Here is a 26,658-nt window from a genome sequence, read left to right on the forward strand (position 1 = left end):
GCCGCGACTGCTTCTTTGTAAGGAGGTTTAGGCATTTGTCGCGTTGCAGTGGCCGTGATGGCACCTACGACGTTTCTCCGCGTCATCAGGCGCCGCGCGTTCATCAGCACGGTGTCATATTGGACGGCGGCCATGAAGGCCGCCGCCTGAAGTGTCAGGCGAATGTGATGTTTTGATCTCTCAGCGGTACCGAACGGATTCGTTTTCCGGTTGCCGCGAAATAGGCGTTGAGCACGGCAGGGGCCGCGATGCAGATGGTGGGCTCGCCGACGCCGCCCCAGAAACCGCCGCTAGGCATGATGATCGATTCCACCTTCGGCATCTCACTGATCCGCATCGAATTGTAGCTATCGAAATTTGTCTGTTCGATACGGCCGTCCTTGACAGTGCACCCGCCATAGAACAGCGCCGACAGACCGTAGACAAAGGAGCCGGCGACTTGGCGGTCGATCTGCTCTGGATTGACGACATAGCCTGGATCGGTGGCAGCAACGAGACGATGCACCTTGATCTTGTTGCTATCGGTTACCGAGATTTCGGCCGCACCGGCGACGTAACTGGCATAGCCCATGTGTTGCGCGATGCCGCGATAGACACCTTGCGGCGCCGGTTTGCCCCAGCCGATTTTGTCGACCACAGCATTGAGTACGGCAAGATGCTTCGGATGCTTGGTCATCAGCTTGCGCCGGAATTCAACCGGATCCTGGCCTACAGAATGCGCCAGTTCGTCCATGAAACATTCGAGGTAGATCGCGTTCTGATTGATGTTCACGCCACGCCAGAATCCCGGCGGGACATGGGGATTGCGCATCGAATGCTCGACCAGAAGGTTGGGAACCGAATATCCGATCGCAGCTTCGCCGCTCGCATTGAGGCCCTGGAATGCGGCTGGATCCATACCGTTGACCAATGCTTCCGGACGCAGGCTGAACAGGATGGACTGTCCCGACAAACGGATCTGCAGCGCGCTTAGATTGTTCTCGGCATCGAAGGCGCCAGTCAATTTGCACTGGGTGATCGGATGATACTTGCCGTGCTGCATGTCCTCTTCGCGCGACCACAGCAGTTTGACCGGCGTGCCGGGCACCTGCTTGGCAATCAGAACCGCCTGCCGCACGTAGTCAGTCTGGCCGCGACGGCCAAATCCACCGCCGAGTATCTGCTTGTGCACGTCGCATTTGTCGGCCGGCAGACCGGATGCTTCCAGCGTGGCGGCGAAAGCGGCCTCGCCATTTTGCGTTCCGCACCAGACCTCGCATTTGTCTGCGGTATAGAGCGCCGTGGCATTCAGCGGCTCCATCGCGGCTTGGTTCTGATAGGGATAGTTGTAAACTGCCTCAACTTTCTTGGCGGCGCTCGCGACGGCAGCTTTGGCATCACCATTCTGATTGCCGATAAAGGCCGGCTGCGCGGGATCAAGCCCCTCCTCAAGCCATTTCGCAATCGATGCGCTTGAGACCTTGGCACTGTCGCCTTCGTCCCAAACGATCGGCAGGGCTTCGAGCGCGGTTTTGGCGTGCCACCAGGTGTCGGCAACGACCGCGACGGCACTGTCCCCGACCCTCACCACCTTCTTGACGCCGTTCATGCCGGTGATTTTGGCTTCGTCGAAGCCTTTCAATTTGCCGCCGAATACCGGGCAATCCTTGATCGCGGCGTTGAGCATGCCCGGCAGCCTGATATCGATGCCGTAAGTCATCCGGCCGGTAGTCTTGTCAACGGTATCGAGGCGCTTAACGCCTTTGCCGACGAGCTTCCAATCCTTCGGGTCCTTCAGCTTGACGTCCGTGGGTGGCTCGAGCCGTGCGGCGGCTTCAGCCACCTTGCCAAAGGTCGTCACGCGTCCTGACGGCGTGTGCGTGATAACGCTGTGGGCCGCTCTGCACTCCGAAGCCGGTACCTTCCATTCGTTCGCCGCAGCCTGGATCAACATCATCCGCGCGGTCGCGCCGCCCTTGCGCACATAATCCTGCGAGCTTCTGATACCGCGGCTGCCGCCGGTCGAGAAGTCGCCCCATGCGCGTTTGCGCACCACGCTTTGTCCTGGCGTCGGATATTCGGTGGTGACTTTCGACCAGTTGCATTCGAGTTCTTCGGCGACGAGTTGAGCGAGGCCGGTAAGCGTGCCCTGGCCCATTTCCGAGCGGGCGATGCGTATGACGACGGTATCGTCGGGCCGGATCACGACCCAAGCATTGACTTCGGGCGAGCCGTCGGCCGCGCGCACGACAGTGGGGCCACCAAAGGGAATATCGAAGCCGAGCGCGAGGCCGGTACCGACAGCGGCGGTGCCGATAACGAAAGCGCGGCGGTTAAGGGCAGGCATCTGATTCATGATTGCCTCCCTCAAACGTTCGTGGCGAGGTGGATCGCCTGGCGCACCTGCTGGAAGGTGCCGCAGCGGCAGATGTTTGTGATGGCTTCGTCGATGTCCTGGTCGGTCGGCTTCGGCTTCTCCTTGAGAAGCGCCGCGACCGCCATGATCATTCCGGTCTGGCAGTATCCGCATTGCGGGACATCATTGTCGATCCAGGCTTGCTGTACCTTGTGCAGCCCGGCGTCGGAGGCCAGCCCTTCGATAGTGGTGATCTGCTTGCCGCTGGCCTCGCTGACCTGCACACCGCAAGAGCGCATCGCAACGCCATCAACATGGACCGTGCAGGCTCCGCATTGCGCAATACCGCACCCGTATTTGGTGCCGGTTAGACCGATATTTTCCCGGATCACCCATAGCAGTGGCGTGTCCGGCTCGACGTCAACGTCGAAAGCTTTGCCGTTGATTGTGAGATTCGCCATCTTGTTCCTTTGATGGATTTAATCCCGCGCTGTGAAGCGATGCTGGACTGAAAATTAAAATCGTTCAAATCAACATTCTGCGTTCGCGAAAATCCAAGCTGATCGCGCGCCGTCAGCATTTGCGCAATGCATTGCCGAGTTGATGGCGTTAATGAACGAATTTTCGCGCATGTTCGAAATCGTCGAGCCGAGCGCGCGCTTACCGTCATGCGCTTATGGTCCAAATGTGCGCTGCGAGTTCCACGCAGACACTTCGACTGAACCCGATAGGGAACGATCCTGACGAACGGCGGCGACCGGGCGCCGTTCGCGGGAGATCGGCTGTAGCGGCGACTCTCCGAATTATTCGGCGCTGCTCACCAGCTTGATACGCGGCTCTGCGGCCTCCATCAAGCTGCGATAGGTGGCAAGATAGTCGAGCGCCATGCGGCGCGCGGTAAAGCGCGCCTCGAACTGTTTTCGGATTGCAGGTCTGCTCAACCCGGAGAGGCGATCGACCGAAGCGACCGCGCTGGTGTCATCCTCCACGATGAAGCCGGTCAGCCCGTCGTCGATGATCTCCGCGACTGAGCCGCGGTTGTAGGCGATCACTGGCGTCCCGCATGCCATGGCTTCGATCATGACTAGGCCGAACGGCTCCGGCCAGTCAATCGGGACCAGTAGCCCGATCGCGCCGCTCAGAAACTCGGATTTCTCGGGGTCGCCGATCTCGCCGATGTATTCGACAAGAGGATTACGCTCGATCAGCGGGCGGATGATTTCATCGTAATATTCCTGGTCATCCCGGTCCACCTTCGCGGCAATCCGAAGGGGAATGCCGCACCGGGTCGCAATCTTGATTGCCCGATCGACACCCTTCTCCGGCGCGATCCGGCCGAGCACTGCGAGATAGCCGGCCTTGACCGGTTGCGGCATCAGCAGGTTCTCGGGCAGGCCGTGATGGATGGTGCTTATCCAATTGGCTTGCGGCACGGGGCGCCGCTGGGCGTTCGAAATCGAAATCACCGGAACGGAAGGGAAGGTGGCGAACACCGGCTGGTGCTCGGACAAATCCAGCCGGCCATGCAGGGTAGTCACGAACGGGGTCGGCTGCCGGGAGAATAGCGAAAACGGGAAATAGTCGAGATGGAAGTGCAGGAAGTCGAATTCCTCGTCGTCGCATTTCTGCCGGACACGCTCCAACATCACCATGTGCAGCGCGTTGGGGTCGCGGACGGAACCGTCCAGGCGCAACGCCTTCGGCCATGTCGCGTCAAGTTTCGCTGAAGTCCGGGAATCGCCGCTTGCGAACAAGGTGACTTCGTTTCCCAATGCGACCAGTTCCTCGGTCAGCCAGTGTACCACCCGTTCAGTGCCGCCATAAAGCTTCGGGGGAACAGCCTCCGTCAGTGGAGCAACCTGCGCGATGCGCATCTATTCTTCTCCTCTATTTGTCATGGATGAATGAAAGCCCCACTTTGCGTCGACACGAGGCCCGCTAAAGAGGGAACGTTTTCGCATCTGCGAAGTTCCCAAATACGCGCAGTTCTTCCACACCGTGGTCTTGTTCATGCCATCACGCCCGACCAGACTTTACGTCAGCGTCAATGCTGTACAATTGTTGCGCGGTGATGGCAGCACGACGGAACTGAAGAGGCATCTCCGGCATTCGGTCGCATGGAACGTATCTGAATAGATTCTCCTTCTCCTCCAACGGGTTTTGCAGTCACATGGACAATCTTTCGGGATACGCACATCGTCCGCTTCCATTCGTGTTGCGCTATCTTCGCCAGCGTCTAGCATCGCACGTCGTTATTGTGGCCGCCGTTGTGGCGGCGGTTGCTTGTTCAGTAGGCACCCAATATGGCGTGAAATACCTGGTCGACGGTCTATCGGCCGGGGCGGCCCGCGCAGGCAGCGTATGGCTGGCATTCGTTTTTCTCATGTGCCTGATAGCAGCGGATAATTTTCTGTGGCGGATCGCGAGCTGGACGGCGAGCTTCACCTTTGTGGGGGTTACCGGGGATTTGCGACGCGACATTTTTCGGCACCTCACCGGACATGCGCCGAGCTATTTTTCCGACCGGCTGCCGGGAATGCTGACAAGCCGTATTACGGCGACGTCGAACGCCGTTTTCACGGTCGAAAACATGTTCGTCTGGAACGTGTTGCCGCCATGCATTGCCACGATCGCAGCGATCGCCCTGATCGGAACCGTCAGCCTGTCGATGGCCGCGGGGCTGATCGTCATCGCGGGCGCGATGGTGATCGCGATGTTTCATCTGGCCGCTGCCGGCAAGCCGCTGCATGACGATTTTGCGGACAAGGCCGCTGCCGTCGACGGCGAAATGGTCGATGTCATTAATAATATGCCGCTGGTGCGGGCATTTTGCGGCCTCAGCTTCGAGCACGACCGGTTTGACGCGACTGTCAACCGCGAATTGACGGCGCGCGGGCGCAGCCTCCGTTACCTCGAAAAGCTGCGGATTACCCACGCCGCGATCACCGTGGTGATGACGATTGCGTTGCTGGCTTGGGCAATCGTGCTTTGGCAGAACGGCAACGCCACTACCGGTGACGTCGTGCTGGTCTGCACGTTGGGAATTTCCATTTTGAGCGCCACGCGCGATCTCGCCGTCGCGCTGGTCGACGTCACCCAGCACGTCGCCCGGTTGACCGAAGCGCTCGCCACCCTGTTGCTGCCGCACGAACTTCGTGATCATCCGGAAGCCGAGCCGCTGGTAAAGAGCGGCGCAGCAATCGCCCTCAACAACATTACGTTCCGCTATCCCGGTGGACTTCAGGTTTTTGACAAATTCAGCCTTCGTCTCCAGCCTGGGCAGAGGGTGGGGCTGGTCGGTCAGTCCGGCGGCGGAAAATCCACGCTGTTCGTGCTGCTGCAACGCTTCTACGACGTCGAGAACGGTAGCATCACGATCGACGGTCAGGACATCTCCAGGGTGACGCAGCAAAGCCTGCGTCAGGCGATCTCGGTCGTGCCGCAGGATATCTCGCTCTTTCATCGCTCGATCATGGAAAATATCCGATATGGACGGCCGAACGCTACCGATGATGAGGTGCTGCGTGCCGCAATCGCGGCGCGTTGTGATTTCGTCGAGACATTGCCGGAAGGCCTTGCGACCATGGTCGGCGACCGCGGTGTCAAGCTGTCGGGCGGCCAACGTCAGCGCATTGCCATCGCGCGCGCGTTCCTGAAGGACGCGCCAATCCTGCTGCTGGATGAAGCTACCGCCGCGCTCGACAGCGAATCGGAGGAAGCGATACGCGAAGCGCTTGGCCGCCTGATGCGCGGGCGCACCGTCATTGCGATCGCCCATCGTCTCGCGACGCTGCGCAATTTCGATCGGGTGGTGATGCTGAAGGCCGGCAAGATCATCGAAGACGGCCCGCCGGATCGCTTAATGCAGGGCCAGGGTCCCTATCGCGAATTGGTGACCCAGGAAATGAGCCGGCTTGCGAAACACGCAGCCTGATGTACCGAGTTGGTGTGGAGTCCTAGTGCGCTTGTCGCAACGCCGGGGGAAACCGCTCGAGGTCAAATGGCAGCCGAAGTCCTATCCCACATCATGACCGTCCGAGCCGTCGAATGGGTCTCGGAATCGCCGTTCTACATCCCGATGACCGGGCCTGCGGCGAGGCCGCGGCGCTCGCTCAAGCACGACGATACATTCATCGTGCTCGACTGTCATGGCGACATCGGCGCTTCCGCTGGCGGACCGGACGGCCTGTTCAACGCCGACACCCGTTATCTCGCCCGGCTCGAGCTGCTTCTGGATGAACTGCAGCCGCTGCTGCTCGGATCTAATCTGCGCGATGACAATTCCGCCTTGACCGTGGATCTCACCAATCCCGACATCTATCGCGACGGCAGACTCGTGTTGCAAAAGGACATGCTGCACATCGTCCGCACGATCTTTCTGTGGCGCGGAACCGCCTATCAGCGGATTGGCGTGCAGAACCACGGAGATCTGCCGGCGAGCTTCGATCTGACACTGCTGTTCGACAACGACTTCGCGGATCTGTTCGAAGTGCGCGGCGAAAAGCGCGCGCGCCGAGGCATTGGCTCCAGCGAACTGCTTGGCCCCTCCGACGTCGGGTTCGAGTATTACGGGCTCGACGGCAAAACGCGTACCACCACGCTGCATTTCGATCCATGGCCGACGCGCCTTGCGGTGAATGCCGCGACCTATCATCTTGATCTCGCGCCGCAACAGGTCAGCTCTCTGTTTGTTGCTGCATCCTGCAACAAGTCGGCCGCGTTCAAGCCGGCTTGGTTCTTTCGCGGATTGCTGGCGCATCGGCGCGAGATGCGCCGGTCGACAGTGGGCGCCGCCAGCATCGAAACGTCCAATAACATCTTAAACGAGGTGCTGTGCCGGTCGATGGCCGACCTCAACATCCTGATGACGGATACGCCGCAGGGACGATATCCCTATGCGGGCATTCCCTGGTATTCGACGACGTTCGGCCGCGATGGAATTATCACCGCAATCCAGATGCTGTGGATCGACCCGCGGGTCGCGTGCGGCGTGCTGAAGCGGCTTGCATTCTACCAGGCCAAAACAGTCGATCCCCTCGCTGACGCCGAACCCGGAAAAATTCTGCATGAAATGCGTGGCGGCGAGATGGCCTCGCTGCGCGAGGTGCCATTCGCGCAATATTACGGCAGCGTCGATGCGACGCCGCTGTTCGTGCTTTTGGCTGGACTTTATTTCGAGCGCACCGGCGACAACGAGACGCTGGTCGAATTGTGGCCTTCGATCGAGGCGGCGCTGCGCTGGATCGACGGCGCCGGCGATCCCGACCGCGACGGATTTGTCGAGTATCAGCGCGCATCAGAGCAGGGTTTGGCCAACCAGGGCTGGAAGGATTCTTACGATGCGATCTTTCACGCCGATGGTCGACTTGCCGAGGGGTACATCGCGCTCGCCGAAGTGCAGGGCTACGTGTTTGCCGCCAAGCAGTTGGCGGCACGTTGCGCGGCGCGCCTCGACAAAATCGACATGGCGCAAAAGCTCGAGGCCGAGGCGCAGCGGCTCGCCGAGCGTTTCGAAGAAGCGTTCTGGTGTGAAGAACTCGGAACCTACGCGCTCGCGCTCGACGGCGCTAAGCAGCCGTGCCTGGTGCGCACGTCGAATGCCGGGCAGCTGTTGTTCAGCGGGATGGTACGCGAAGATCGGGCCCGAATGGTCGCCGCCGATCTGATGCGGCCACATTTTTTTTCCGGCTGGGGTATCCGCACCGTGGCGATCGGCGAGGCGCGCTACAATCCGATGTCCTATCATAATGGCTCGATCTGGCCGCACGACAACGCGTTGATTGCGCTCGGGCTTGCGGGCTACGGCTTCAAACATTCGGTCGCGCATCTGTTCAAGGCCCTGTTCGACGCTGCCACCTACATGGATCTGCGGCGGCTACCTGAGCTGTTCTGCGGCTTCCGGCGTGAAAAGCGACGCGGACCGACGCTCTATCCGGTCGCCTGTGCGCCGCAGGCATGGGCCAGCGCGACGCCGTTCACGCTGCTGGAGGCGGCCCTTGGACTTGAATTCGACGCGCAGCGCGGCGAAATTCGTCTGCGCAACCCACGCCTGCCGGTCTTCCTCAACGAAGTGGTGCTGCGCGATCTGCAGCTTGGTCCGTCAAGCGTAGATCTTCGGGTTCGCCGTCACGGCGACGAAGTATCGCTAGAGGTCTTGCGTACGCGGGGCCAGATCCAGGTGTCGATCGTGCTGGCGCACTAATTGGCACCGCCCCGCGTTTCAGGCATCCGTACGTCAATTAATGCCCTTCGGGCGAGTAGTTCAGGAGGCCATATGCGCGCGAGACGCCAGTACATCTTCATTGCAGCCGCTTTGGCGATGTCGGCAGGTGCCGCATTGTCGGCCGAAAACGACAAGGGGCCGCAAGCGGATGGCAACGCACCGCCACCGGCTCAACCGCAAAGTCCGGCGCCTCCGGCGGCACCGAAAGAGCCGGCGCCGCCGCCCTCGGTCACGATCATTGGTGCGAGGGAGGCACACGGCGTGCTTGGCCGGGAGGTTCGCAGCGCGGCGAACGAGAACATGGGGCGTATCGTCGACGTTATCGTCGATCGGACCGGAGTAGTGCGCGCGGCTGTGATCGATTTCGGCGGCTTTCTCGGCGTCGGTAGCCGAAGGATCGTTGTAGATTGGAGCGCGCTGCATTTCGGACGCGTGGCCAATAAAAGCGACAGCATCACACTCGAATTGACAAAGGAGCAGGTGATGGCGGCGCCGGAATACAAGGAAGATACGCCGATCGTGGTGCTTGGCGCAACGGGCAGCTTGAAGCCGCTACAGTTTGACCCCTGAAGAAGCCGGAGAAACATCCTGTTCGCACGCTCATCCCATTCGATTGATCGGATTGATGGTGATCGCCGCGATCGGCCGATCGGCAGCGATAGTGCTACGTCGCCGGTATCGGAACCAAAGGCGGGCAAGCCCACGCCAACGCCCTCCCGCCAGAGTTCGCACGGGCTCGATTGGTTCATTTTCTTCCTCGCGGACGTGCAGACCGGATTTGGCCCTTTCGTCGCGGTGTATCTGACGACGCAGAAGTGGACCCAAGTCGAGATCGGTCTGGTGCTGTCGATCGGTGGCGTGATTGCGCTGATCGGGCAGATGCCCGGGGGAGCCATCGTCGATGCCGCCCGCTCCGAACGTCTGGTGGCCGGCCTTGCGGTAGCGACGATCGGCGCATGCGCGCTCGCTTATGCGTTATGGCCGATTTTTCCGGTAGTGGTTACTGCTGCAGCGCTACACGCCGCCGCCAGTTGCGTGCTGGGTCCGGCAATTGCCGCGATTAGCCTCGGCCTGGTTGGGCCCCTTGCGATTAGCGAACGGCTCGGCCGCAATGCCCGCTTCGCGTCGCTTGGCAACGGAACCGCCGCGGCCGTGATGGGCACGGCCGGCTATCTGCTGTCCAGTCAATCGGTATTTCTCGTCACTTTCATCCTCGCGTTTCCAACCCTGATTGCTCTCTCGCGCATCCGTGAGCGCGAAATCGATGTAGCCCAGGCGCACGGCGCCCTGCCGCGCGAGGAGCCCGACGCCAAGGCAACCAGCGTTCTCAGTTTGATACGTCAACGTCCCTTGCTAATCTTCGCCTGCAGCGTGCTCTTGCTGCAGCTTGCTAACGCGGCGATGCTTCCATTAATGGCGGGTGTCGTGACGACCCGATCTAGCCAGTGGGCGCCGGTATTGATCGCCGCCTGCATCATCGTGCCGCAAGCTATCGTCGCGCTGATGTCTCCGTCGGTCGGACGCAAGGCGCAGCAATGGGGTCGGCGGCCGTTGCTGCTCATCGGTTTTGGAGCGCTGGCTATTCGCGGCGTGCTGTTTGCGACGGTGCACGATCCATATCTGCTGGTCGCAGTGCAGGTGTTCGATGGAATCACCGCGGCTGTTTTCAGCGTGATGGTGCCGTTGATTGTTGCCGACATCTCATTCGGAAGCGGCCACTTCAATCTTGCGCAGGGTATTGTCGGCACGGCAGTCGGCATCGGTGCGTCCCTTAGCACCGTGCTCGCCGGCTACGTCAGCGATAAATTCGGCAGCAGCGTTGCTTTCATCGGGCTTGCGGGCGTTGCGGCGGTTGGCCTTGCCATGATCTGGCTGATAATGCCGGAAACGCGGCGGAGCGCGCACTGGCAACGCGGCGGCAAGGACGGAGCCTAGGGAGATGGCTTTCCGAGGTAACGAATAAGACTTTCAAAGAATCGCTTCCCTGGCGTAACGGCGCAATTTAGGGTCATGCCGCGGCCGAACGTGCGCAGCACGGAGGGAGTGTTTGGAATGACGATAGCAGCAAACGATGAGGGGAGCTTGACAAAGAGCTTCGCGGGGCTTCGCGTACTTGATTTTTCCACCACGATTGCCGGTCCACATTGCACGCGGATGCTCGCCGATATGGGCGCGGAGGTCATCAAGGTAGAGTCTTTGGAAGGCGAGACGATGCGAACCCGTCCGCCGGTCCGCAACGGCTTTAGCACCGCCTTCGGCCAGCTCAATGTCGGCAAGAAAAGTCTCGTTCTCGATCTGAAATCGCCCGACGCGATCGAAGTTATCCGCCGGCTTGTCGCCGATACCGATATCCTGGTCGAAAATTTCCGCCCCGGCGTGATGCGACGGTTGAAGCTGGACTACGGCTCGCTGCAACATCTCAATCCGAAACTGATCTATTGTTCAATCTCGGGGTATGGTCAGACCGGTCCATCGGCGGAGCTGCCGGCCTATGCGCCCGTTATCCATGCGGCCTCCGGTTACGACATCGCCCATTTGTCGTACCAGCCCGGGCGATCCCGGCCCGACCACTGCGGCATCTATCTCGCCGATGTGCTCACCGGGGTCTATGCGTTTGGAGCGATCTCGGCAGCGTTGTACCAGCGCCACGGCAGTCAAAGAGGTCAGAACATCGACGTCTCGATGCTGGAATCGATGCTGAGCCTGACCTTGAATGAATTGCAGTGGGCGCAGTTCGAGGTGAAGCAGACCCCGCGGCCGATGTTGGGGCCTATCGAATCGGCGGATGGCTTTGTGATGCTAGCCATCGCCAGCGAGAAAACGTTCCAGAGCCTGATCAAAGTCATCGGTCATCCCGAGTGGATTGCCGATGCGCGCTTTGCGAAATATTCCGACCGCCGCGACAATTGGGCAGATTTGATGAACGGAGTCGAGACGTGGTCGCGCGCGCTCACGACCGAAAAATGCCTCGCTGAGTTAAATGGACACGGCGTTCCCTGTTCGGCCTATCGCACGGTTGCCGAAGCATTGCGCGATCCGCAAATCGCCCATCGCGGAGCGTTGTCCGAGGTCAGGGATGGCGGAGGCACGTTCAAGGTCCTGAACCTGCCGTTTCGCATGTCCGGAGCCAATGTCTCCGCCGCAAAGCGAATGGCGACCTTGGGCGAGCACACCGTTGCGCTCCTCAAAGAGACCGGTCTTTCGGAAGGTGAAATAGCGGCCTTCACAGGTAAATCGCTGGCGGCAGAGCGGCGCTGAAGGCCCAGCGTTAAGAGGACACCTGCGGCTTTTCATCCGGCGCCCGCCTCCGGCCTTGCCGGAGACTGCGATTCCCGCCAATCTGATCGGTAGTCATCGACGATCCGGAATACCGGGCGGCGGAATATTGGAGGAAGCACCAGATGAGAGCGGTATCGGGGGCGCGTGTTTTCGCGCAAATTGTTGTTGCCGCATCCGGCATCGCTTTGTTTGCAGGCGCTGCCAATGCCCAAAAACAGGGCGGCAGCATCACCGTAGGCCTCGAACTCGACATTACCGGTTTCGATCCGCTGAAGGTCGGCGTCTTCGATACCGCGGCGGGTACCGCCGCGGCGTCGATCTTCGACACGCTTACCTATCTCGACGACAAGGGCGTGGCGCAGCCGAAGCTCGCCTTGTCCTGGAGTCATTCCGAAGATTTCAAGACCTGGACGTTCAAGCTGCGGCCCGGCGTCAAATTCCACGACGGCTCGCCTTTCAACGCCGAAGCCGTGAAAGCGAATTTCGACCGACAGAAGGACCCGGCCAACAAGTGCCGCTGCGCCTTCTACATCTCCGGTATCAAGGACGCGCAGGCGCCGGACGAACTGACCGTGGTCTACAATCTGAACGATCCGTCGGTAAACTTCCCGGCGATCGTCACCATTCAAAGCTCGAACTGGGTCATGCAGTCGCCAACGGCGTGGAAGACCAAGGGCGACGAATACAACCGCAATCCCGTCGGTACCGGTCCGTACATATTGAAATCGTGGTCGGCCGGCGATCGAATGGTGCTCGAAAGGAATCCGGACTACTGGAACAAGGGCCGTCCCTATCTCGATCGTATCGTCCTAAAACCGTTGCCGGATGCGCAGTCGCGCTTCGCCAGCCTGCAATCGGGCGAGGCGGATCTGATCTGGGACGATGAATACGACGCCGACAACATCCAGAAAGCGCAAAAGGATCCGAAGCTGACGGTCCATACCTATGTCGGGTCCGGCGCCCAGGTCTATGCCTTCAACACCAAGACGCCCCCGTTTGACGATGTGCGCGTACGCCAGGCGCTGGTGATGGCGATCGATCGCAAGAAGATGTCGCAGGCGATCACGAACGGCTTGAGCCGGCCGGCCAGCAATCCCTTCGGCGATGGCTCGTGGGTCAAGTGCAAGGACGACGGCGCGCTTGCCACCGATGTGGAAAAAGCCAAGGCGCTGATCAAGGACTATGGCAAGCCGGTCGAATTCAAGATGCTCGTCACCGCGACGCCGCGCGGGCGCAATGTCGGTCAGGTCCTGCAGCAGTTCTGGAAGCAGGTCGGCGCCGACATGGAGATCGAGCAGGTCGATCAGGCGACCATCGTGCCGCGCGCCTTCATGCGCCAGTTCCAGTTGACGCCGTGGCGGATCATCGACCTCGCCGATCCCGATCCGCAGATGTTTGCAAATTTCCGCTCCGGCAGTCCGGTGGCACTTGCCAACTACGCGAATCCGGAACTTGACAAGCTGCTCGATCGGGCACGCGTGACGGCCGATCAGGCCAAGCGGATCGAGGACTACTGCTCCGTCGGCCGGATAATCAATCAGGAAGCGATCTGGTTCTGGACCTTCCAGAACACCTACTACGCGCTTTCGAGCGCGAAGCTCAAAGGTTTTCCGAAGATGTATGGCGGGGTGATCGACGTATCCAACGTCTGGATGGAATGATCTCGCATGCCGGGATTTGTTGCGCAAAGGCTCCTGTATCTGGTGCCGGTCCTGCTTGCGGTATCTCTGCTGACCTTTCTCATCGCTTCGCTGCTGCCGGGCGATCTCGCTTACGTGATCCTCGGCGACCAGGCCACGCCGGACAAGGTGGCGGCGTTGCGCCATGACATGGGGCTCGATCAGCCGATCTGGTGGCGTTATCTCAGTTGGCTCGGCAATGTACTGCAGGGTGATTTCGGAAGGTCGTTCCGCACCGGGCAAACGGTGCTGCAGGCGGTCATGGAACGGCTTCCGGTATCGCTCGAGTTAATGCTGCTTGCCCAGCTCGGCGCATTAGCGATCGGCATTCCGCTCGCGATTGCATGTGCGGTGCGCAGCGGCAGCGCGTTCGATCGCTTTATGACCGGCAGCGCCTTCAGCATGCTGTCGGTGCCAGCCTTCCTGTCGGCGATCCTGCTGATCTACCTGTTCGCCGTCGAGCTTCGGTGGTTGCCGGCGACCGGCTATGTGCCGTTCAGCGAAGACCCCGTCGGGAATCTGCGATGCTTCCTGCTGCCGGCGCTGACATTGGCGCTCGGCGAATGGCCGGTGCTGATGCGGGTGCTGCGATCCGATATGATCGCGACGCTGCAGGAGGACTACATCGCGATGGCGCGGGCCAAGGGGCTGAAGCCGTCGCGCATCCTGCTGGTGCATGCATTGAAGCCGTCGTCGCTGACGCTGGTCACAGTCACCGGCATCAACATCGGCCGCCTGATCGGGGGAACTGTTATTGTCGAATCGATCTTTGCGTTGCCGGGGATCGGCCGGCTATTGCTTGGCGCCATTTTCACCCGTGACCTCATCATCCTGCAGGGCGTCGTGCTGTTCGTGGCCTGCGGCTATGTGCTGATGAATTTTGTCGTCGACATGCTCTACGCCGTGCTCGATCCGAGGATCCGTCATGGCCACGCTTGAACTCGATATCGACGAGCAGGTCGTCGCCGCTCCGATCAGGAAAACGCGACGGCTGGGACTGTTGTTCTGGGCCGCGATCGGCTGGATCGTTTTTGTCTTTGCCGTCGCGATCTTTGCCGGCGTGCTGCCGCTGGCCGACCCGACCGCGATGGACATGCTGGAACGGCGGCAGCCGCCCTCGATGCAGCACTGGCTTGGTACCGACGGCCTTGGGCGGGACGAATTGGCCCGGTTGATCCACGGCGCACGGATATCGCTGGTGGTTGGCCTGTGCGCGCCGATGATCGGAATCACGATCGGCGGCGCGCTTGGCATGCTGGCCGGCTATTTCCGTGGACGTTTTGAAACGCTAGTTGTCGGGAGCATGGATGTGCTGCTGGCATTTCCGCCGTTGATCCTGGCGTTGGCGGTGACCGCCTATCTCGGGCAATCATTGCCGAATCTCACTCTCATTCTCGGTGTGCTCGGTATCCCCGCCTTCATGCGCGTCGCACGAGCAACGACGCTGAGCCTGGCGCGGCGCGAATTCGTCATTGCGGCGCAAGCACTCGGCGCCACGCATGCGCGCATTCTCTTGCGTGAGCTGCTGCCTAATGTGTTCCTGCCGCTGTTCGCCTTCTTCCTGCTCGGCGTCGCCGTCACGATTGTCGTCGAGGGAGCGCTGTCGTTCCTCGGCCTCGGCGTGCCGCCGCCTATCTCGAGCTGGGGCAGTATGATCGGAGAGGGGCGCGAGAGCCTGGAGATTGCGCCGCGGCTGGCCTTCATTCCCGCGGTGACGATGTTCCTGACCGTGCTTTCCTTTAATCTCGTCGGCGACACGCTCCGCGCCCTCACCGATCCGCGGCAGGGCGCACTGTGAGCGACCCCGTGCTGCTTTCCGTCGAGGGTGTTGCGGTCGATCTGCCGACGCCGCGCGGCAATCTTCGCGCGGTGGATCAGGTCGACCTGAGAATCGGTGCCGGCCGAACGCTTGGTGTCGTCGGCGAATCCGGTTGCGGCAAGACCATGCTGTCGCGGGCCATCCTGCAATTGTTACCCAGGAAGGCCAGGCTTTCCGGCCGTGTGATGTTCGACGGGCAGGATCTGGTGCGGCTTGAGCCGGAACAGTTGCGCAAACTGCGCGGCCGATCAATTGCGGTGGTTTTTCAGGACCCCATGACCTCGCTCAATCCGGTATTGACGATTGGCACGCAGCTTATTGAAACCCTGCAGGAGCATCTCGAACTTGGTGCTCTTGCAGCAAAAAAGCGCAGCGCGGAGTTGCTGGCTGCAGTTGGCATTCCCGCTCCGGAGCAGAGATTGATGCAATATCCGCATCAACTGTCGGGAGGCATGCGGCAGCGCGTGGCGATCGCCATTGCGCTGTCATGCGAGCCGAAACTGCTGATCGCCGATGAACCGACCACGGCGCTTGACGTGACGGTTCAGGCCCAAATTCTTGATCTGCTGGCGCGCGAACAGCGTCGGCGGCATATGGCGATGATCCTTATCACGCATGACCTCGGCGTTGTCGCCGGCCGAACCGACGAAGTGGCAGTGATGTATGCCGGGCGCGTCGTGGAACGAGCCCCGACGCCTGAATTGTTCAAGAGAATGCGCATGCCCTACACCGAGGCGTTGCTCGCGGCGATACCGAAGATCGATGCCGCACCGCACACGCCATTGCCGGCGATTTCAGGACGCCCACCCGATCCGACCCGACCTATTCAGGGTTGCTCGTTTTCGCCGCGCTGCCGTTATGCGGCCAGCCGATGTTTTCGAGAGAAGCCTTTGCTCGCCGATGCTGATCGGCTGGACCACCAATATGCCTGTTTTCACCCGATTCAAGTCGCAGCCGGCATCTGCGCATGATGCAGGAAGCCCGGCAATCCAGTTCGCGTGATTCCCTTCTCAGGGTGGAAAACCTTGTCGTTGAGTATGCCGTCGGCGGCAAGACGATCCACGCGGTATCCGACGTAAGCCTGCAAGTTGCCCGCGGCGAGACCCTTGGCCTGGTCGGAGAGTCCGGCTGTGGCAAGTCCACGCTGGGTCGCGCGGTGCTGCAGTTGCGTCGGCCGGTCTCCGGGCGGGTTCTGTTCGACGGCCAGGACCTCACGGCGATGCAAGGCGATAGCTTGCGGCGGATACGCCGGCGCGTGCAACTGATCTTTCAGGACCCGATCGCTTCGCTGAACCCGAGGCGGCGGATAGGCGATATCATCGCGGAGCCGCTGGTGATATCGGGCGTCAAGGACCCAAAAAAACGACAAGAGCTCGTCTGCGAGGTGCTCAGCGCGGTTGGACTCGATCCCGGCCTTGTGATCGAACGGCTGCCGCACGAGTTTTCCGGCGGACAATGCCAGCGCATCTGCATTGCGCGCGCGCTCGTTCTCAATCCGGAGTTCGTTATCTGCGATGAGCCGGTTTCCGCGCTAGACGTTTCGATTCGCGCTCAGATCCTCAATCTGCTGGAAGACATGAAGGCGCGCTTCGGCCTGACGCTGCTCTTCATCGCCCACGATCTCGCTGTGGTGAAGGCGGTCAGCGACCGGGTTGCCGTGATGTATCTCGGCAGGCTGTGCGAAGTCGGGCCGTCGGAACAACTATTCGCCAAACCCGCGCACCATTATACCGCGCTTTTGATCGAGGCGATCCCGGTGCCAGATCCGGACGTGCGGCCCGCCGAAACCGTGGCGGTCGGTGAACCGCCGTCGCCGATTGCACCGCCCTCAGGCTGCCGTTTCCGTACCCGCTGTCCCCGGGCGGACCAGCGATGTATCGACGAAGTGCCGGAGCTTCGCCCGGTGGCGCCGGACCAGTTCGCCGCTTGCCATCATCCATTGATCGCAACGGCCTAAAGCTCTAACAACGGTTCGAGAACTGCCTGGCAATATCCGGCGAAAAGCAAGAACCATCGACGGGGAGAGAAACAATGAAGAGTTTCCAGGTTGCCGATTTCAATGCCCCTCTGAAAGAGGTGGATCAGCCGACGCCGCAACCGTCGGGCACACAGGTCTTGATCAAGGTGAAGGCGGCCGGGGTCTGCCACAGCGATCTGCACATCTGGGAAGGCGGCTACGATCTCGGCCATGGACGAAAACCGCTCTCTCTGAAAGATCGCGGTGTCTCGCTGCCGCGCACGATGGGACATGAGACGGTCGGCGAAGTGCTGGCATTCGGACCGGATGCCAAGGCCGGCGACAAGGGCGATCTCAAAGTCGGTGACATCGCGTTGGTTTATCCTTGGCTCGGCTGCGGCAAATGCGAGACCTGTGTTTCCGGCGAAGAGAATATGTGCCTGAAACCCAATTCGCTCGGCGTCTACTGCGACGGCGGTTATGCTGACCACATGACGATACCTCATCCGCGATACCTGCTCGATCTAAAAGGGCTCGATCCCGTCAGCGCCGCGCCCTACGCCTGCTCCGGCGTCACCACCTACAGCGCCCTCAAGAAGGTAGAAGCCAGCTTCAACACGCCAATCGTCATTTTCGGCGCGGGCGGTCTCGGCCTGATGGCGCTGTCGCTCCTGAAGGCCATGGGCGGCAAGGGCGCCATCGTCGTTGATATCGATGCCCGCAAGCGTGAAGCTGCGGAAAAAGCTGGCGCGCTCGCCACCGTCGATGGCGGCGCGCCCGACGCGCTGGAACAACTCGTCAGCAAAGCCGGCGCGCCGATCCGGGCGGTGATCGATCTGGTCGGCAATGCCAAGACGACGCAACTTGGCTTCGATTGCCTGACCAAGGGCGGCAAACTGGTGATCGTCGGCCTGTTCGGCGGCGGCGCGCCGTGGGCGCTGCCGCTGATTCCGATCAAGGCCATCACCATCCAGGGCAGCTATGTCGGTAATCTCAGGGAGACGCAGGAACTGCTCGATCTCGTACGCACCAAGAAGGTCGCCCCCATTCCAGTGACGCCGATGCCGCTCGCAAGAGCCAATGAGGCGCTGGTTGAGCTGCAGAAGGGCAGGCTGGTCGGGCGCGCGGTGCTCACGCCGTAAATCTGGTCAACTCGCAACCTTATTCCGGCTCCGGATGCTTCGCGGAGCCTGTTATCCGGCGGTGCTTTGCGCCAACCTGTAGGCTCGCAATGATCCTGATCCGTTGTTTCTCGATTCTCTTAAGGAAAATCCATGTCAGCTAATGACGCGCTCCACATCGCCGTGCTTGCCGGCGATGGCATCGGCCCTGAGGTGATGGCTCCGGCGCTCGAAGTCTTGCGCAAGATCGAGGCAACCTCGGATCTGAAGTTTCGCTTCACCGATGCGCCGGCCGGTGCCAACAATTATCGCGCGACCGGCAAGTCGATGCCGGACAGCACGGTGCGGCTATGCGATGAAGCCGACGCCATCCTGCTCGGCGCCTGCGGATTGCCTTCGGTGCGCTATCCCGACAACACCGAAATCATGCCGCAGGTGGAACTGCGCTTCCATTTCGACCTCTATGCCGGAGTGCGCCCGGCGCGCCTTATTCCGGGCGTGCCGAGCCCGATCGTCGGCGCGGATCGGCGCGGCATCGATCTCATCGTGATCCGGGAATCCACCGAGGGCTTGTTTGCGTCGATGGGGAAGGGCGTCGTCACCGATACCGAAGCCCGGGAGACGCTGGTGATCACGCGCAAAACGTCCGAGCGGTTGTTCGAGTTTTCGTTTCGGCTGGCAGAACGCCGCAAGGCGCGCGGCCGGCCGGGCGCGCTAACCTGCGTCGACAAGGCAAACGTGTTCAAGGCGTTCGCGTTCTTCCGCGAAATGTTCGACCAAGCTGCGGCGCGGCATCCCGACGTCACAACTGACCGGCTCTATGTCGACGCCTGCTCGGCGCTCCTGGTCAAGCGTCCCTGGGACTTTGACGTGATGGTGATGGAGAACATGTTTGGCGATATTCTCTCCGACATGACGGCCGGCCTGATCGGCGGCATGGGCATGGCGCCGTCGGCCGATATCGGCGACCGCCACGCAGTGTTCCAGCCGTGCCACGGCACCGCACCCGACATCATGGGCCAGGGCAAGGCCAACCCGACCGGGATGATTCTTTCCGCGGCGATGATGCTGGACTGGCTGGCCGACAAGCACGGTCTCGAAAGCGCGACGGAGGCCAGCGAGCGCATCGAGCGCGCGGTCGACAAGGTCTATGCCGACGGCATCAAGCCGATGGAATTCGGCGGCCGTAACGGCACTGCCGATATCGCCAAGGCGGTACTTGCTGCGTTATAGCCAATCGAAGGAGCCGCAATGTTCTTTCGAGAGCCATCTTGATTTGATCGTCGCTGCCATCTTTGGTTGAAGCGGTATAAGCGTGCGCGAAGGCCTTGTTGCTATCGTCCGCTGAACTGCGGCTTGCGCTTTTCCATGAAGGCGCGACGGCCCTCGCGAAAGTCCTCGCTGTCCATGCAGGCGATGCCGATCTGCTTGATCGCGTCCATGTCGCGCTGGTCGGGATCCTTCAGCACCTGCGCGATGGTGATCTTGGCGGCCTGGATCGCCAGCGGCGCGTTGCTGGAAATGGTGCGGGCGATATCCAATGTCGCGTTCCACAATTCGGCATCGGGCACCACGCGATCGACCAGGCCAATCCTGCCGGCCTCCGCGGAATCGATCCGCATTCCCGTATACATCAGCAGTCGCGCCCATGACGGTCCGACCAACGAGACCAGATGCTTGAGGCCGTCATAGCCATAGGCGATGCCAAGCTTGGCTGCGGGAATGCCGAACTGGCTGTTCTCGGCGGCGATGCGGATGTCCGCCAGCATCGCCACCTGCATTCCGCCGCCGAGGCAGAAGCCTCGGATGCAGGCGATGGTCGGCTTCGGATAGTCCGCCAGCAGAGCGCGCTGCGCGACGCTGCGTTTCGCATATTCTTCCGCCGCCTCGGCGTTGTGGCGAGTTTTCTCGAACTGGCTGATATCCGCACCCGAAACGAACGCCTTGTCCCCGGCGCCGACCATGATCACGACGCGCACATCGGGATCGTCGCGCAGTTCAATCAGTGCGTGACCAAGCCCCTCCCACATATCGAGTGACATCGCATTGCGCTTCTCGGGATTATTGAAGGTAATGACGCCGACGCCGCCAGCGACGCTCTGCTGGATTTTGCCGTCGGCGAAGGATATGTCGGAAGCTTTGGAAACGTTCAACATCGGTGCGGCTTTCGATTCGTGAGAGGATAGTGGCTTCAGGAATCAGGAACAGACCGATGTTCGCCCGCGCGAAGGCCGGTCGTACCGGCATTTTAGTTCAACAGTCGGCCAACGAGGGATGTTTCTCCGCCGCCAGATCGGCAATCGCCTACTGTGCGACGCCGTCAAGGAAGATTGCCCGCCTGATTGACGAACGCCGCTTCTTCGGCGGTACGATGCTCGGCGCGGAGCAAGTGATGAACAGGTATACGCCGTCGACCGTCCCCCCAACTACCGCACGCCGCACATGTGGTGCGAAGACGGCAGCTCGCTTTACGACGCGATAGGACCCGAGTTCGCTCCGCTGAGATTCGATTCTGCTATGGATGTGGCCGCACTTGAAACCGCGGCTCGCGAGAGGGTCGTTCCGCTGAAGGTTCTCGACATCGAACGGCCAAATAACGCCATTTCATACTGCGGCAGGCTGATGTTGTCGCGGCCGGACCAGTTTGTGGCCTGGCGCGGCGATAGCCTGCCGGCGGATCCGCTTGCGCTGATCGATCGTGTCCGCGACGCGTCAAACCATCAGCGAGAACCGGATCGCCTAGTGTTCGTTCGCGGCAATCGATTCCATCAAGGACACCAGCTGACGTTGCACGGTCTGATCCTTGATCTTGCTGTAGGCCCGCAGCAACCTCAGGCTGAACGCGCTGTCGAGAAACAGCAGGCTTTCAACCTCTCGAGCCTTGCCGTCGCCGTCGTAGAAGAATGTGACGGGTACGTCGAGCGCGGTAGCGATTTGCTGAAGACGGGCGGCGCCGACCCGGTTGACGCCCTTCTCATATTTTTGAACCTGCTGAAAGCTAACGCCCAGTTTGTCGCCGAGCTCCGCCTGTGAGATTCGTTGCTCGACGCGCCGCAGCCGGATGCGCTTGCCCAGCTCAATGTCCGGCTTGCCGGCACTGCGCTGCTTCATTTTCTTTGCTGCTGATTTGTTCATTCTGGTTTCACCGTCCTTCGGTCGAAGCCCCGCACACATGGGTTAGGGATTCACCTCTATATACTGCTTTAAATTCTATACTGCTTTAAATTCGTTTGAATCGATGAATCGTCTTAGCATGAGAATTTTGTAAGATGAAAGGCTTCTACCAACCAATCGATCATTTGCCGTGCTCTCGGCATCGGCCGCTGGATGATACGACAGCCAAATATTGAATGGCCGGCGTAATTCAATCTCAAGAGGTACTATCTTCCCGCCAAACGCGCAATCGTAGGTCGGAAGCATGCGTTGCTGACAACGGTCCACGAGGTGGCGCCCGTTCCGCCTGCTAGCTTGGCAGAATATTTCGCAATCCACAACCGCAGCGGGTTCGCCGGCCACGCGTTTTGACGCTTATGCTATTTGTCCCGTGCCAGGGGAACTCAGGGGTTCGCGAAAGCGAGGCCCATATAGGCCTTCAGCTATAGGCCTTCAGTTGTAAGTCTTTCGAGGTCAATCGCGCGCTCGACAATTGCCCGAAAGGTTCTGGATCATTTCAACCGCGCAACCCAGTTCGTCCGCTGGATCGCGCGCTTTGAACCGTATCCTGCGAAATGCTATCCGAGCGCAGTAGCCCGTCGTGCTACGCTTGCAGATCCTTCACCGCGTTGTTGAACAAACGACAGACTCATCGCCCTCTGCTGAAGCTGGTCAAAGAGCGGCGTCGGTTCGTGAACGGGATACGCCGAATCCCGTCCGCGGTTTGCCGATAGCGTTGCGGCCGCGGTGCGCGACCAGTTGCCGCAATGCCGCATTGTTGATCGAGAAGGTCCACCGCCATCGCCGGTGCGATTGCGCATTTTTGCGCATCCGCTACACCAATCGGGACCAACCGGTGCTTCCCGATACCAGGCTTAGCCAAGATGGCAAGCCGCAAATTATCAGCGATGACTGAATGATTCACGATGTCTCGATTCCCGCGGCGCTGATTGCCGGCCTGGTCAGCTTTCTGTCGCCGTGCGTGCTGCCTTTGGTGCCGCCGTATCTGATCTACCTCACCGGCGCGACCATCGAGCGCGTCGCCAATGAACAGACGGTATCGTCCTCGAAGCGCGCGGTGATGGTATCTGCGCTCATGTTCGTGCTCGGCTTTTCGACGATATTCGTGGCGCTCGGCGCCAGCGCGTCGCTGATTGGCGGCTTGATCCGCGCCTGGTCGGCGGAGCTCGCGATTGTCGCAGGCATCGTCATTATCGTCATGGGCCTGCACTTCCTCGGGCTGACGCGGATCGGATTTCTGATGCGGGAAGGGCGTCTGCCGATTCCAAAGCCCGTGGGTTTGTGGGGGGCCTATGTGATGGGCCTGGCCTTTGCGTTCGGCTGGACCCCCTGCATTGGCCCGATTCTCGCAGCGATCCTTTCGGTCGCTGCCGCCGAAGCAACGGTGGCGAAGGGCGCAGGCCTGCTCGCAGTCTATTCCGCCGGGCTCGGGGTTCCCTTCCTGATAGCGGCTTTCATGGTTGAACAGTTCTCGACGCTGTTCTCGCGAATGAAGCGGCATCTCGCGACCGTGGAGCGGGCGATGGGCGTGCTGATGATCATCACCGGCATCGGCTTTCTCACCGGCACCGTATCCAATGTGAGCATCTGGCTGCTGGAGACGTTTCCAGCGTTGCAGAATTTTGGCTAGGGCCAAATCATCGTGAGCATCGAGAAGCCCGAAATCCGCCAAAATTTCAGCTCGCAAGCTACCTCCAACTGACGCCCGCGAGCGCGATGCGAAAGGCGCGCCGTTTCCTCAGAGATTGCTGTCGGTAATCGCCGAATAAATCATGGTGCGCAGTTCGCGGCGTATCGGATACGCGCTCGACGGCAGCACCTGGGTCATGAAAATGGCGATCAGCTCTTCCACGGGATCGATCCAGAACGATGTCGTGGCAACGCCTCCCCAGGCATATTCGCCGGCGCTGCCCGGGATCAATGTCTGCGCGGGGTTCATCGTGACGGAAAAACCAAGACCGAAGCCGATGCCGTTGTAGGTCGCCTCAGAGAACAGTGACCTCGACATTTCCGGCAGGGCGCGTCCGCCGGGCAGATGATTTGTCGTCATCAGTGCCAGCGTTTTGGGACTGATCAGCCTGACGCCGCCGAGTTCACCGCCGCCGAGCAGCGTGCGGCAGAAGGTGAGATAATCGGCCGCGGTCGAACACAACCCGCTGCCTCCCGAAACGAACGACGGCGGCGAGAGGAACGCGCTCTTGGTCGGATCGTCCTGCAGCGTCATGCCGCCCTTGCGATCGGTCGCATGGAACGTGATGCCGCCTTGCGGGTCGGCCGAGTAACACGCCGCGAAACGATGGGCCTTGTCGGCCGGCACAAAAAAGTCGGTATCGGTCATGCCCAGCGGCTCAAAGATACGCTCTTTCAGAAACTGTTCGAATGGCTTGCCGCTGATTTTGCCGATGAGATAGCCAATCACGTCAGTCGACACGGAATAATTCCAGGCCTCGCCGGGCGAGAATTCCAATGGAATTCCTGCAAGTTCGTCGATCATCGATTGCAGCGTTCCCGCCTTCACGACCTCGCCGACTTTCATTTCGCGATACGCGGCATCCACGTTGGACCGCTGCTGGAAGCCGTACGTCAGGCCGGAGGTGTGCCGCAGAAGATCTACGATCAACATTGGTCGTGACGGCGGCTTGGTCAGAAATGCCGGCGCTGTTCCGGCCTGGAAAACGCCGAGGTTTTTCCATTCCGGGATATATTCATGAACGGGCTCGTCGAGCGCGACGCGGCCTTCCTCGAACAGCATCATGAACGCCACGCTCGTGATCGGCTTGGTCATCGAATAGATGCGAAAGATGGTATCGTCTTTCACGGGCGCTTTGCGCTCGACGTCGGCAAAGCCCTGTACCGCGCTATGGACGACCTTGCCGCGGCGGTAGACCAACAGCTGCGTTCCCGGGAACCTGCCGGCATCGATGTAGCGGTGCTTCAGATGCGCTTCGACACGGTCGAAGGCGGCCTTGGACATGCCGGCGGATTCGGGGAAGGCAGGGGGCGGGGCTAACATCGGGATGATCTCCGGAGCTTTCGCTGGTCAGCTTGATAGCCGAAAGCGCGCCAGGTTCCAATCGCCGTATGCTTACCCTTGTCCGGTCGCTGATGTAGGCTTACGCGTGCAATCGCGTAACCCGCAGGAGCAACGATGCCCCAATTCGACGACACCGAACTTACCGCCGCCGTCATCCGCAGCTTTGAGGAGACGCCGGACCCGCGCGTCAAGTTCCTAATGGAAGAACTGGTGAAATCGTTGCACGATTTCGTCCGCAAAACCGATCTCACCTTCGACGAATGGGGCGCCGCGATTGATTTTCTCACCCGTACCGGGCAGAAATGCTCGTCGACCCGCCAGGAGTTCATCCTGCTCTCCGATGTCCTTGGGGTTTCCATGCTGGTCGACGCCGTGAACCATCGTGATCGCGACGGTGCTACCGAGACCACTGTGCTCGGCCCATTCTACGTCGGCGAGCACAAACCAACGGCTCACGGTGCGGACATTTCGGCCGACCTGCCGGGAGAACGGATGTTTGTGCAAGGCCGCGTCACCGATCTCAAGGGCAAACCGCTGGCGGGCGTCCCGGTGGACGTCTGGCACGCCGACGACGACGGTTTCTACGATTCGCAGAAGCCGTCCTATGAGACGCAGGGTTCGTCATCCCGGGCGCGGTTTATTACCGATGCCGACGGCCGGTTCTTCTTTCGCACCATCCTGCCTTGCAGCTATCCGATCCCGACCGATGGCCCGGTCGGTGAGATGATCCTGCAGGTTCGGCGTCACCCGATGCGGCCGGCGCATGTGCATTTTCTCGTCGATGCGCCGGGCTATGAGCCGCTGATCACCCATGTCTTTATCGAAGGCGACAAGTATCTCGATTCCGACGTGGTGTTCGGCGTGAAGAACGACCTGATCGCCAGAGTCGAGAAGCGCACAGATCCGGTGATGCCGGACGGCAAGCCCGCTGCCGCGCCCTGGCATTTGATGAGGTACGATTTTCGTATGAAGCCCGGCAAAGGGACCGCACCGAAACCGATGATGGCGGCGACTGAAGACGCCTGAAATCGGCAGCACGGCGACGCGCTTATCTTTTGTGCGGCGCACAAAGAATGGGCCTATCGCAACTTTGGGATGCGAACGGGCAGTCGGGGTGTTCTATGCTTTTTGCGATGCGTTTCGGCACGACGGCGCCCAATCTGTGCGAGGCACTTTTGAAAAAACAAAACTTTGGCTTGAGCGGTCCGCACGTGTCCGTGATCGGGCAAGGCACCTGGTATATCGATCGCGGAGATCGCAAGCGGGCGGTCGCAGCCTTGCGCCGCGGCATCGACGTCGGCATGACCCACATCGACACCGCCGAAATGTATGGCGATGCCGAGCTGGTGATCGCGGACGCGATCGCCGGTCGGCGCGACGAGACCTTTCTGGTATCGAAGGTGTTGCCGAGCAACGCATCGCGGCGCGGCACGATCACGGCGTGCGAGCGTTCGCTGAAGCGGCTCAAGACCGACCGGCTCGATTGCTATCTCCTGCACTGGCGTGGGTCATATCCGCTGGCGGAGACTGTGGCTGCGTTCGAGGAATTGGCCGGCGCCGGGAAAATCCGCTCTTGGGGCGTCAGCAATTTCGACGCCGATGATCTCGAGGAGATGCTGGCGCTTGCCGGCGAGGGCAGGATTGCCTGCAACCAGGTACTCTATCATCTCGGGGAACGCGCGATCGAACACGCGGTGATTCCGTGGTGCGAGGCGCACGGTGTTGCCGTGGTCGCCTATTCGCCGTTCGGTCACGATGATTTCCCGTCTCTGCGCAGCAAGGCGGGCGAGCTGCTGCAGTCGATAGCGGAAGCGCATGGCGGATCGTCGCGCCAGGTCGCCTTGAGTTTTCTGACGCGGGTCCCGTCGGTATTTGCCATTCCGAAAGCCTCGACGCCGGAACACGCCGCCGACAACGCCGCGGCAGGGGAACTGACGCTTAGCGAGAGCGAGATCGCCGAGCTGGACAAAGCCTTTCCGCGCGGGCCCCGCCCGCCAAGCCTGCCGATGCTGTAGCGGACACAGTTCTTAACAAGAC

Annotated in this window: 21 protein-coding genes; 15 read left to right on the forward strand and 6 right to left on the reverse strand. The window is 60.7% G+C overall.

Annotation, left to right across the window (positions count from 1 at the left end; all coding sequences use genetic code 11):
- Positions 1–154: 154 nt before the first annotated feature.
- The 3 genes from N554_RS0131585 to N554_RS0131595 all read right to left on the reverse strand — a co-directional run bounded on the left by N554_RS0131585 (position 155) and on the right by N554_RS0131595 (position 4,209).
- A complete protein-coding gene (locus tag N554_RS0131585; RefSeq protein ID WP_029587086.1) occupies positions 155–2,335 on the reverse strand; it encodes a xanthine dehydrogenase family protein molybdopterin-binding subunit in 2,181 nt (726 codons plus the stop codon).
- Between the two features lie 11 nt (positions 2,336–2,346).
- A complete protein-coding gene (locus N554_RS0131590) occupies positions 2,347–2,796 on the reverse strand; it encodes a (2Fe-2S)-binding protein (RefSeq protein ID WP_029587087.1) in 450 nt (149 codons plus the stop codon).
- A gap of 342 nt (positions 2,797–3,138) precedes the next feature.
- Complete coding sequence (locus N554_RS0131595) at positions 3,139–4,209, reverse strand: glycosyltransferase family 4 protein (RefSeq protein WP_029587088.1); 1,071 nt, start codon at positions 4,207–4,209, stop codon at positions 3,139–3,141.
- 296 nt (positions 4,210–4,505) lie between these two features.
- On the opposite strand from N554_RS0131595, the gene N554_RS0131600 reads away from it, so the two are divergent.
- From N554_RS0131600 to N554_RS0131655, 12 genes are all read left to right on the forward strand, one after another.
- Entirely contained in the window at positions 4,506–6,269 is a 1,764-nt protein-coding gene (locus N554_RS0131600) for an ABC transporter ATP-binding protein (RefSeq protein WP_029587089.1), read from the forward strand.
- Between the two features lie 66 nt (positions 6,270–6,335).
- Entirely contained in the window at positions 6,336–8,537 is a 2,202-nt protein-coding gene (locus N554_RS0131605; RefSeq protein ID WP_029587090.1) for an amylo-alpha-1,6-glucosidase, read from the forward strand.
- 117 nt (positions 8,538–8,654) lie between these two features.
- On the forward strand, positions 8,655–9,128 hold the full coding sequence (locus N554_RS0131610) for a PRC-barrel domain-containing protein (protein WP_245283783.1): 474 nt from the start codon (positions 8,655–8,657) through the stop codon (positions 9,126–9,128).
- Between the two features lie 78 nt (positions 9,129–9,206).
- Entirely contained in the window at positions 9,207–10,493 is a 1,287-nt protein-coding gene (locus tag N554_RS0131615) for an MFS transporter (RefSeq protein ID WP_036054797.1), read from the forward strand.
- A 117-nt stretch (positions 10,494–10,610) separates the two neighbouring features.
- Positions 10,611–11,816, forward strand: a complete 1,206-nt coding sequence (locus tag N554_RS0131620) for a CaiB/BaiF CoA transferase family protein (RefSeq protein WP_029587093.1) — start codon at positions 10,611–10,613, stop codon at positions 11,814–11,816.
- A gap of 143 nt (positions 11,817–11,959) precedes the next feature.
- Complete coding sequence (locus N554_RS0131625) at positions 11,960–13,498, forward strand: ABC transporter substrate-binding protein (protein ID WP_029587094.1); 1,539 nt, start codon at positions 11,960–11,962, stop codon at positions 13,496–13,498.
- 6 nt (positions 13,499–13,504) lie between these two features.
- Positions 13,505–14,455 carry an ABC transporter permease gene (locus tag N554_RS0131630; RefSeq protein ID WP_029587095.1) on the forward strand — a complete coding sequence of 317 codons (951 nt, stop codon included), beginning with the start codon at positions 13,505–13,507 and terminating at the stop codon, positions 14,453–14,455.
- Entirely contained in the window at positions 14,442–15,314 is an 873-nt protein-coding gene (locus N554_RS0131635; protein ID WP_029587096.1) for an ABC transporter permease, read from the forward strand. The genes N554_RS0131630 and N554_RS0131635 overlap by 14 nt, the downstream gene beginning before the upstream one ends.
- Positions 15,311–16,306: an ABC transporter ATP-binding protein gene (locus tag N554_RS0131640; protein WP_029587097.1), complete on the forward strand. Its 996-nt coding sequence runs from the start codon at positions 15,311–15,313 to the stop codon at positions 16,304–16,306. The genes N554_RS0131635 and N554_RS0131640 overlap by 4 nt, the downstream gene beginning before the upstream one ends.
- On the forward strand, positions 16,303–17,292 hold the full coding sequence (locus N554_RS0131645) for an ABC transporter ATP-binding protein (protein ID WP_029587098.1): 990 nt from the start codon (positions 16,303–16,305) through the stop codon (positions 17,290–17,292). The genes N554_RS0131640 and N554_RS0131645 overlap by 4 nt, the downstream gene beginning before the upstream one ends.
- A 74-nt stretch (positions 17,293–17,366) precedes the next feature.
- The gene (locus tag N554_RS0131650) at positions 17,367–18,434 is read left to right on the forward strand and encodes an alcohol dehydrogenase (RefSeq protein WP_029587099.1); all 1,068 of its coding nucleotides are present in this window, start codon (positions 17,367–17,369) and stop codon (positions 18,432–18,434) included.
- A gap of 132 nt (positions 18,435–18,566) precedes the next feature.
- Entirely contained in the window at positions 18,567–19,646 is a 1,080-nt protein-coding gene (locus N554_RS0131655) for an isocitrate/isopropylmalate dehydrogenase family protein (protein ID WP_029587100.1), read from the forward strand.
- Between the two features lie 101 nt (positions 19,647–19,747).
- Here the strand turns inward: N554_RS0131655 and N554_RS0131660 are convergent, their stop codons facing one another.
- Entirely contained in the window at positions 19,748–20,569 is an 822-nt protein-coding gene (locus N554_RS0131660; protein ID WP_029587101.1) for an enoyl-CoA hydratase, read from the reverse strand.
- 583 nt (positions 20,570–21,152) lie between these two features.
- Entirely contained in the window at positions 21,153–21,548 is a 396-nt protein-coding gene (locus N554_RS0131670) for a helix-turn-helix domain-containing protein (RefSeq protein WP_029587103.1), read from the reverse strand.
- 934 nt (positions 21,549–22,482) lie between these two features.
- On the opposite strand from N554_RS0131670, the gene N554_RS0131680 reads away from it, so the two are divergent.
- A complete protein-coding gene (locus N554_RS0131680; RefSeq protein ID WP_029587104.1) occupies positions 22,483–23,217 on the forward strand; it encodes a cytochrome c biogenesis CcdA family protein in 735 nt (244 codons plus the stop codon).
- A gap of 108 nt (positions 23,218–23,325) precedes the next feature.
- Here the strand turns inward: N554_RS0131680 and N554_RS0131685 are convergent, their stop codons facing one another.
- On the reverse strand, positions 23,326–24,600 hold the full coding sequence (locus tag N554_RS0131685; RefSeq protein WP_029587105.1) for a serine hydrolase domain-containing protein: 1,275 nt from the start codon (positions 24,598–24,600) through the stop codon (positions 23,326–23,328).
- Between the two features lie 135 nt (positions 24,601–24,735).
- Between N554_RS0131685 and N554_RS0131690 the strand changes: the two genes are divergently transcribed.
- Together N554_RS0131690 and N554_RS0131695 are read left to right on the forward strand one after the other, a co-directional pair.
- A complete protein-coding gene (locus N554_RS0131690; RefSeq protein WP_029587106.1) occupies positions 24,736–25,647 on the forward strand; it encodes an intradiol ring-cleavage dioxygenase in 912 nt (303 codons plus the stop codon).
- 107 nt (positions 25,648–25,754) lie between these two features.
- Positions 25,755–26,636: an aldo/keto reductase gene (locus N554_RS0131695; RefSeq protein ID WP_051677832.1), complete on the forward strand. Its 882-nt coding sequence runs from the start codon at positions 25,755–25,757 to the stop codon at positions 26,634–26,636.
- Positions 26,637–26,658 lie beyond the last annotated feature (22 nt).

This window comes from Bradyrhizobium sp. URHD0069 (assembly GCF_000701345.1).
In the GTDB taxonomy this organism is placed as follows: Bacteria; Pseudomonadota; Alphaproteobacteria; order Rhizobiales; family Xanthobacteraceae; genus Bradyrhizobium.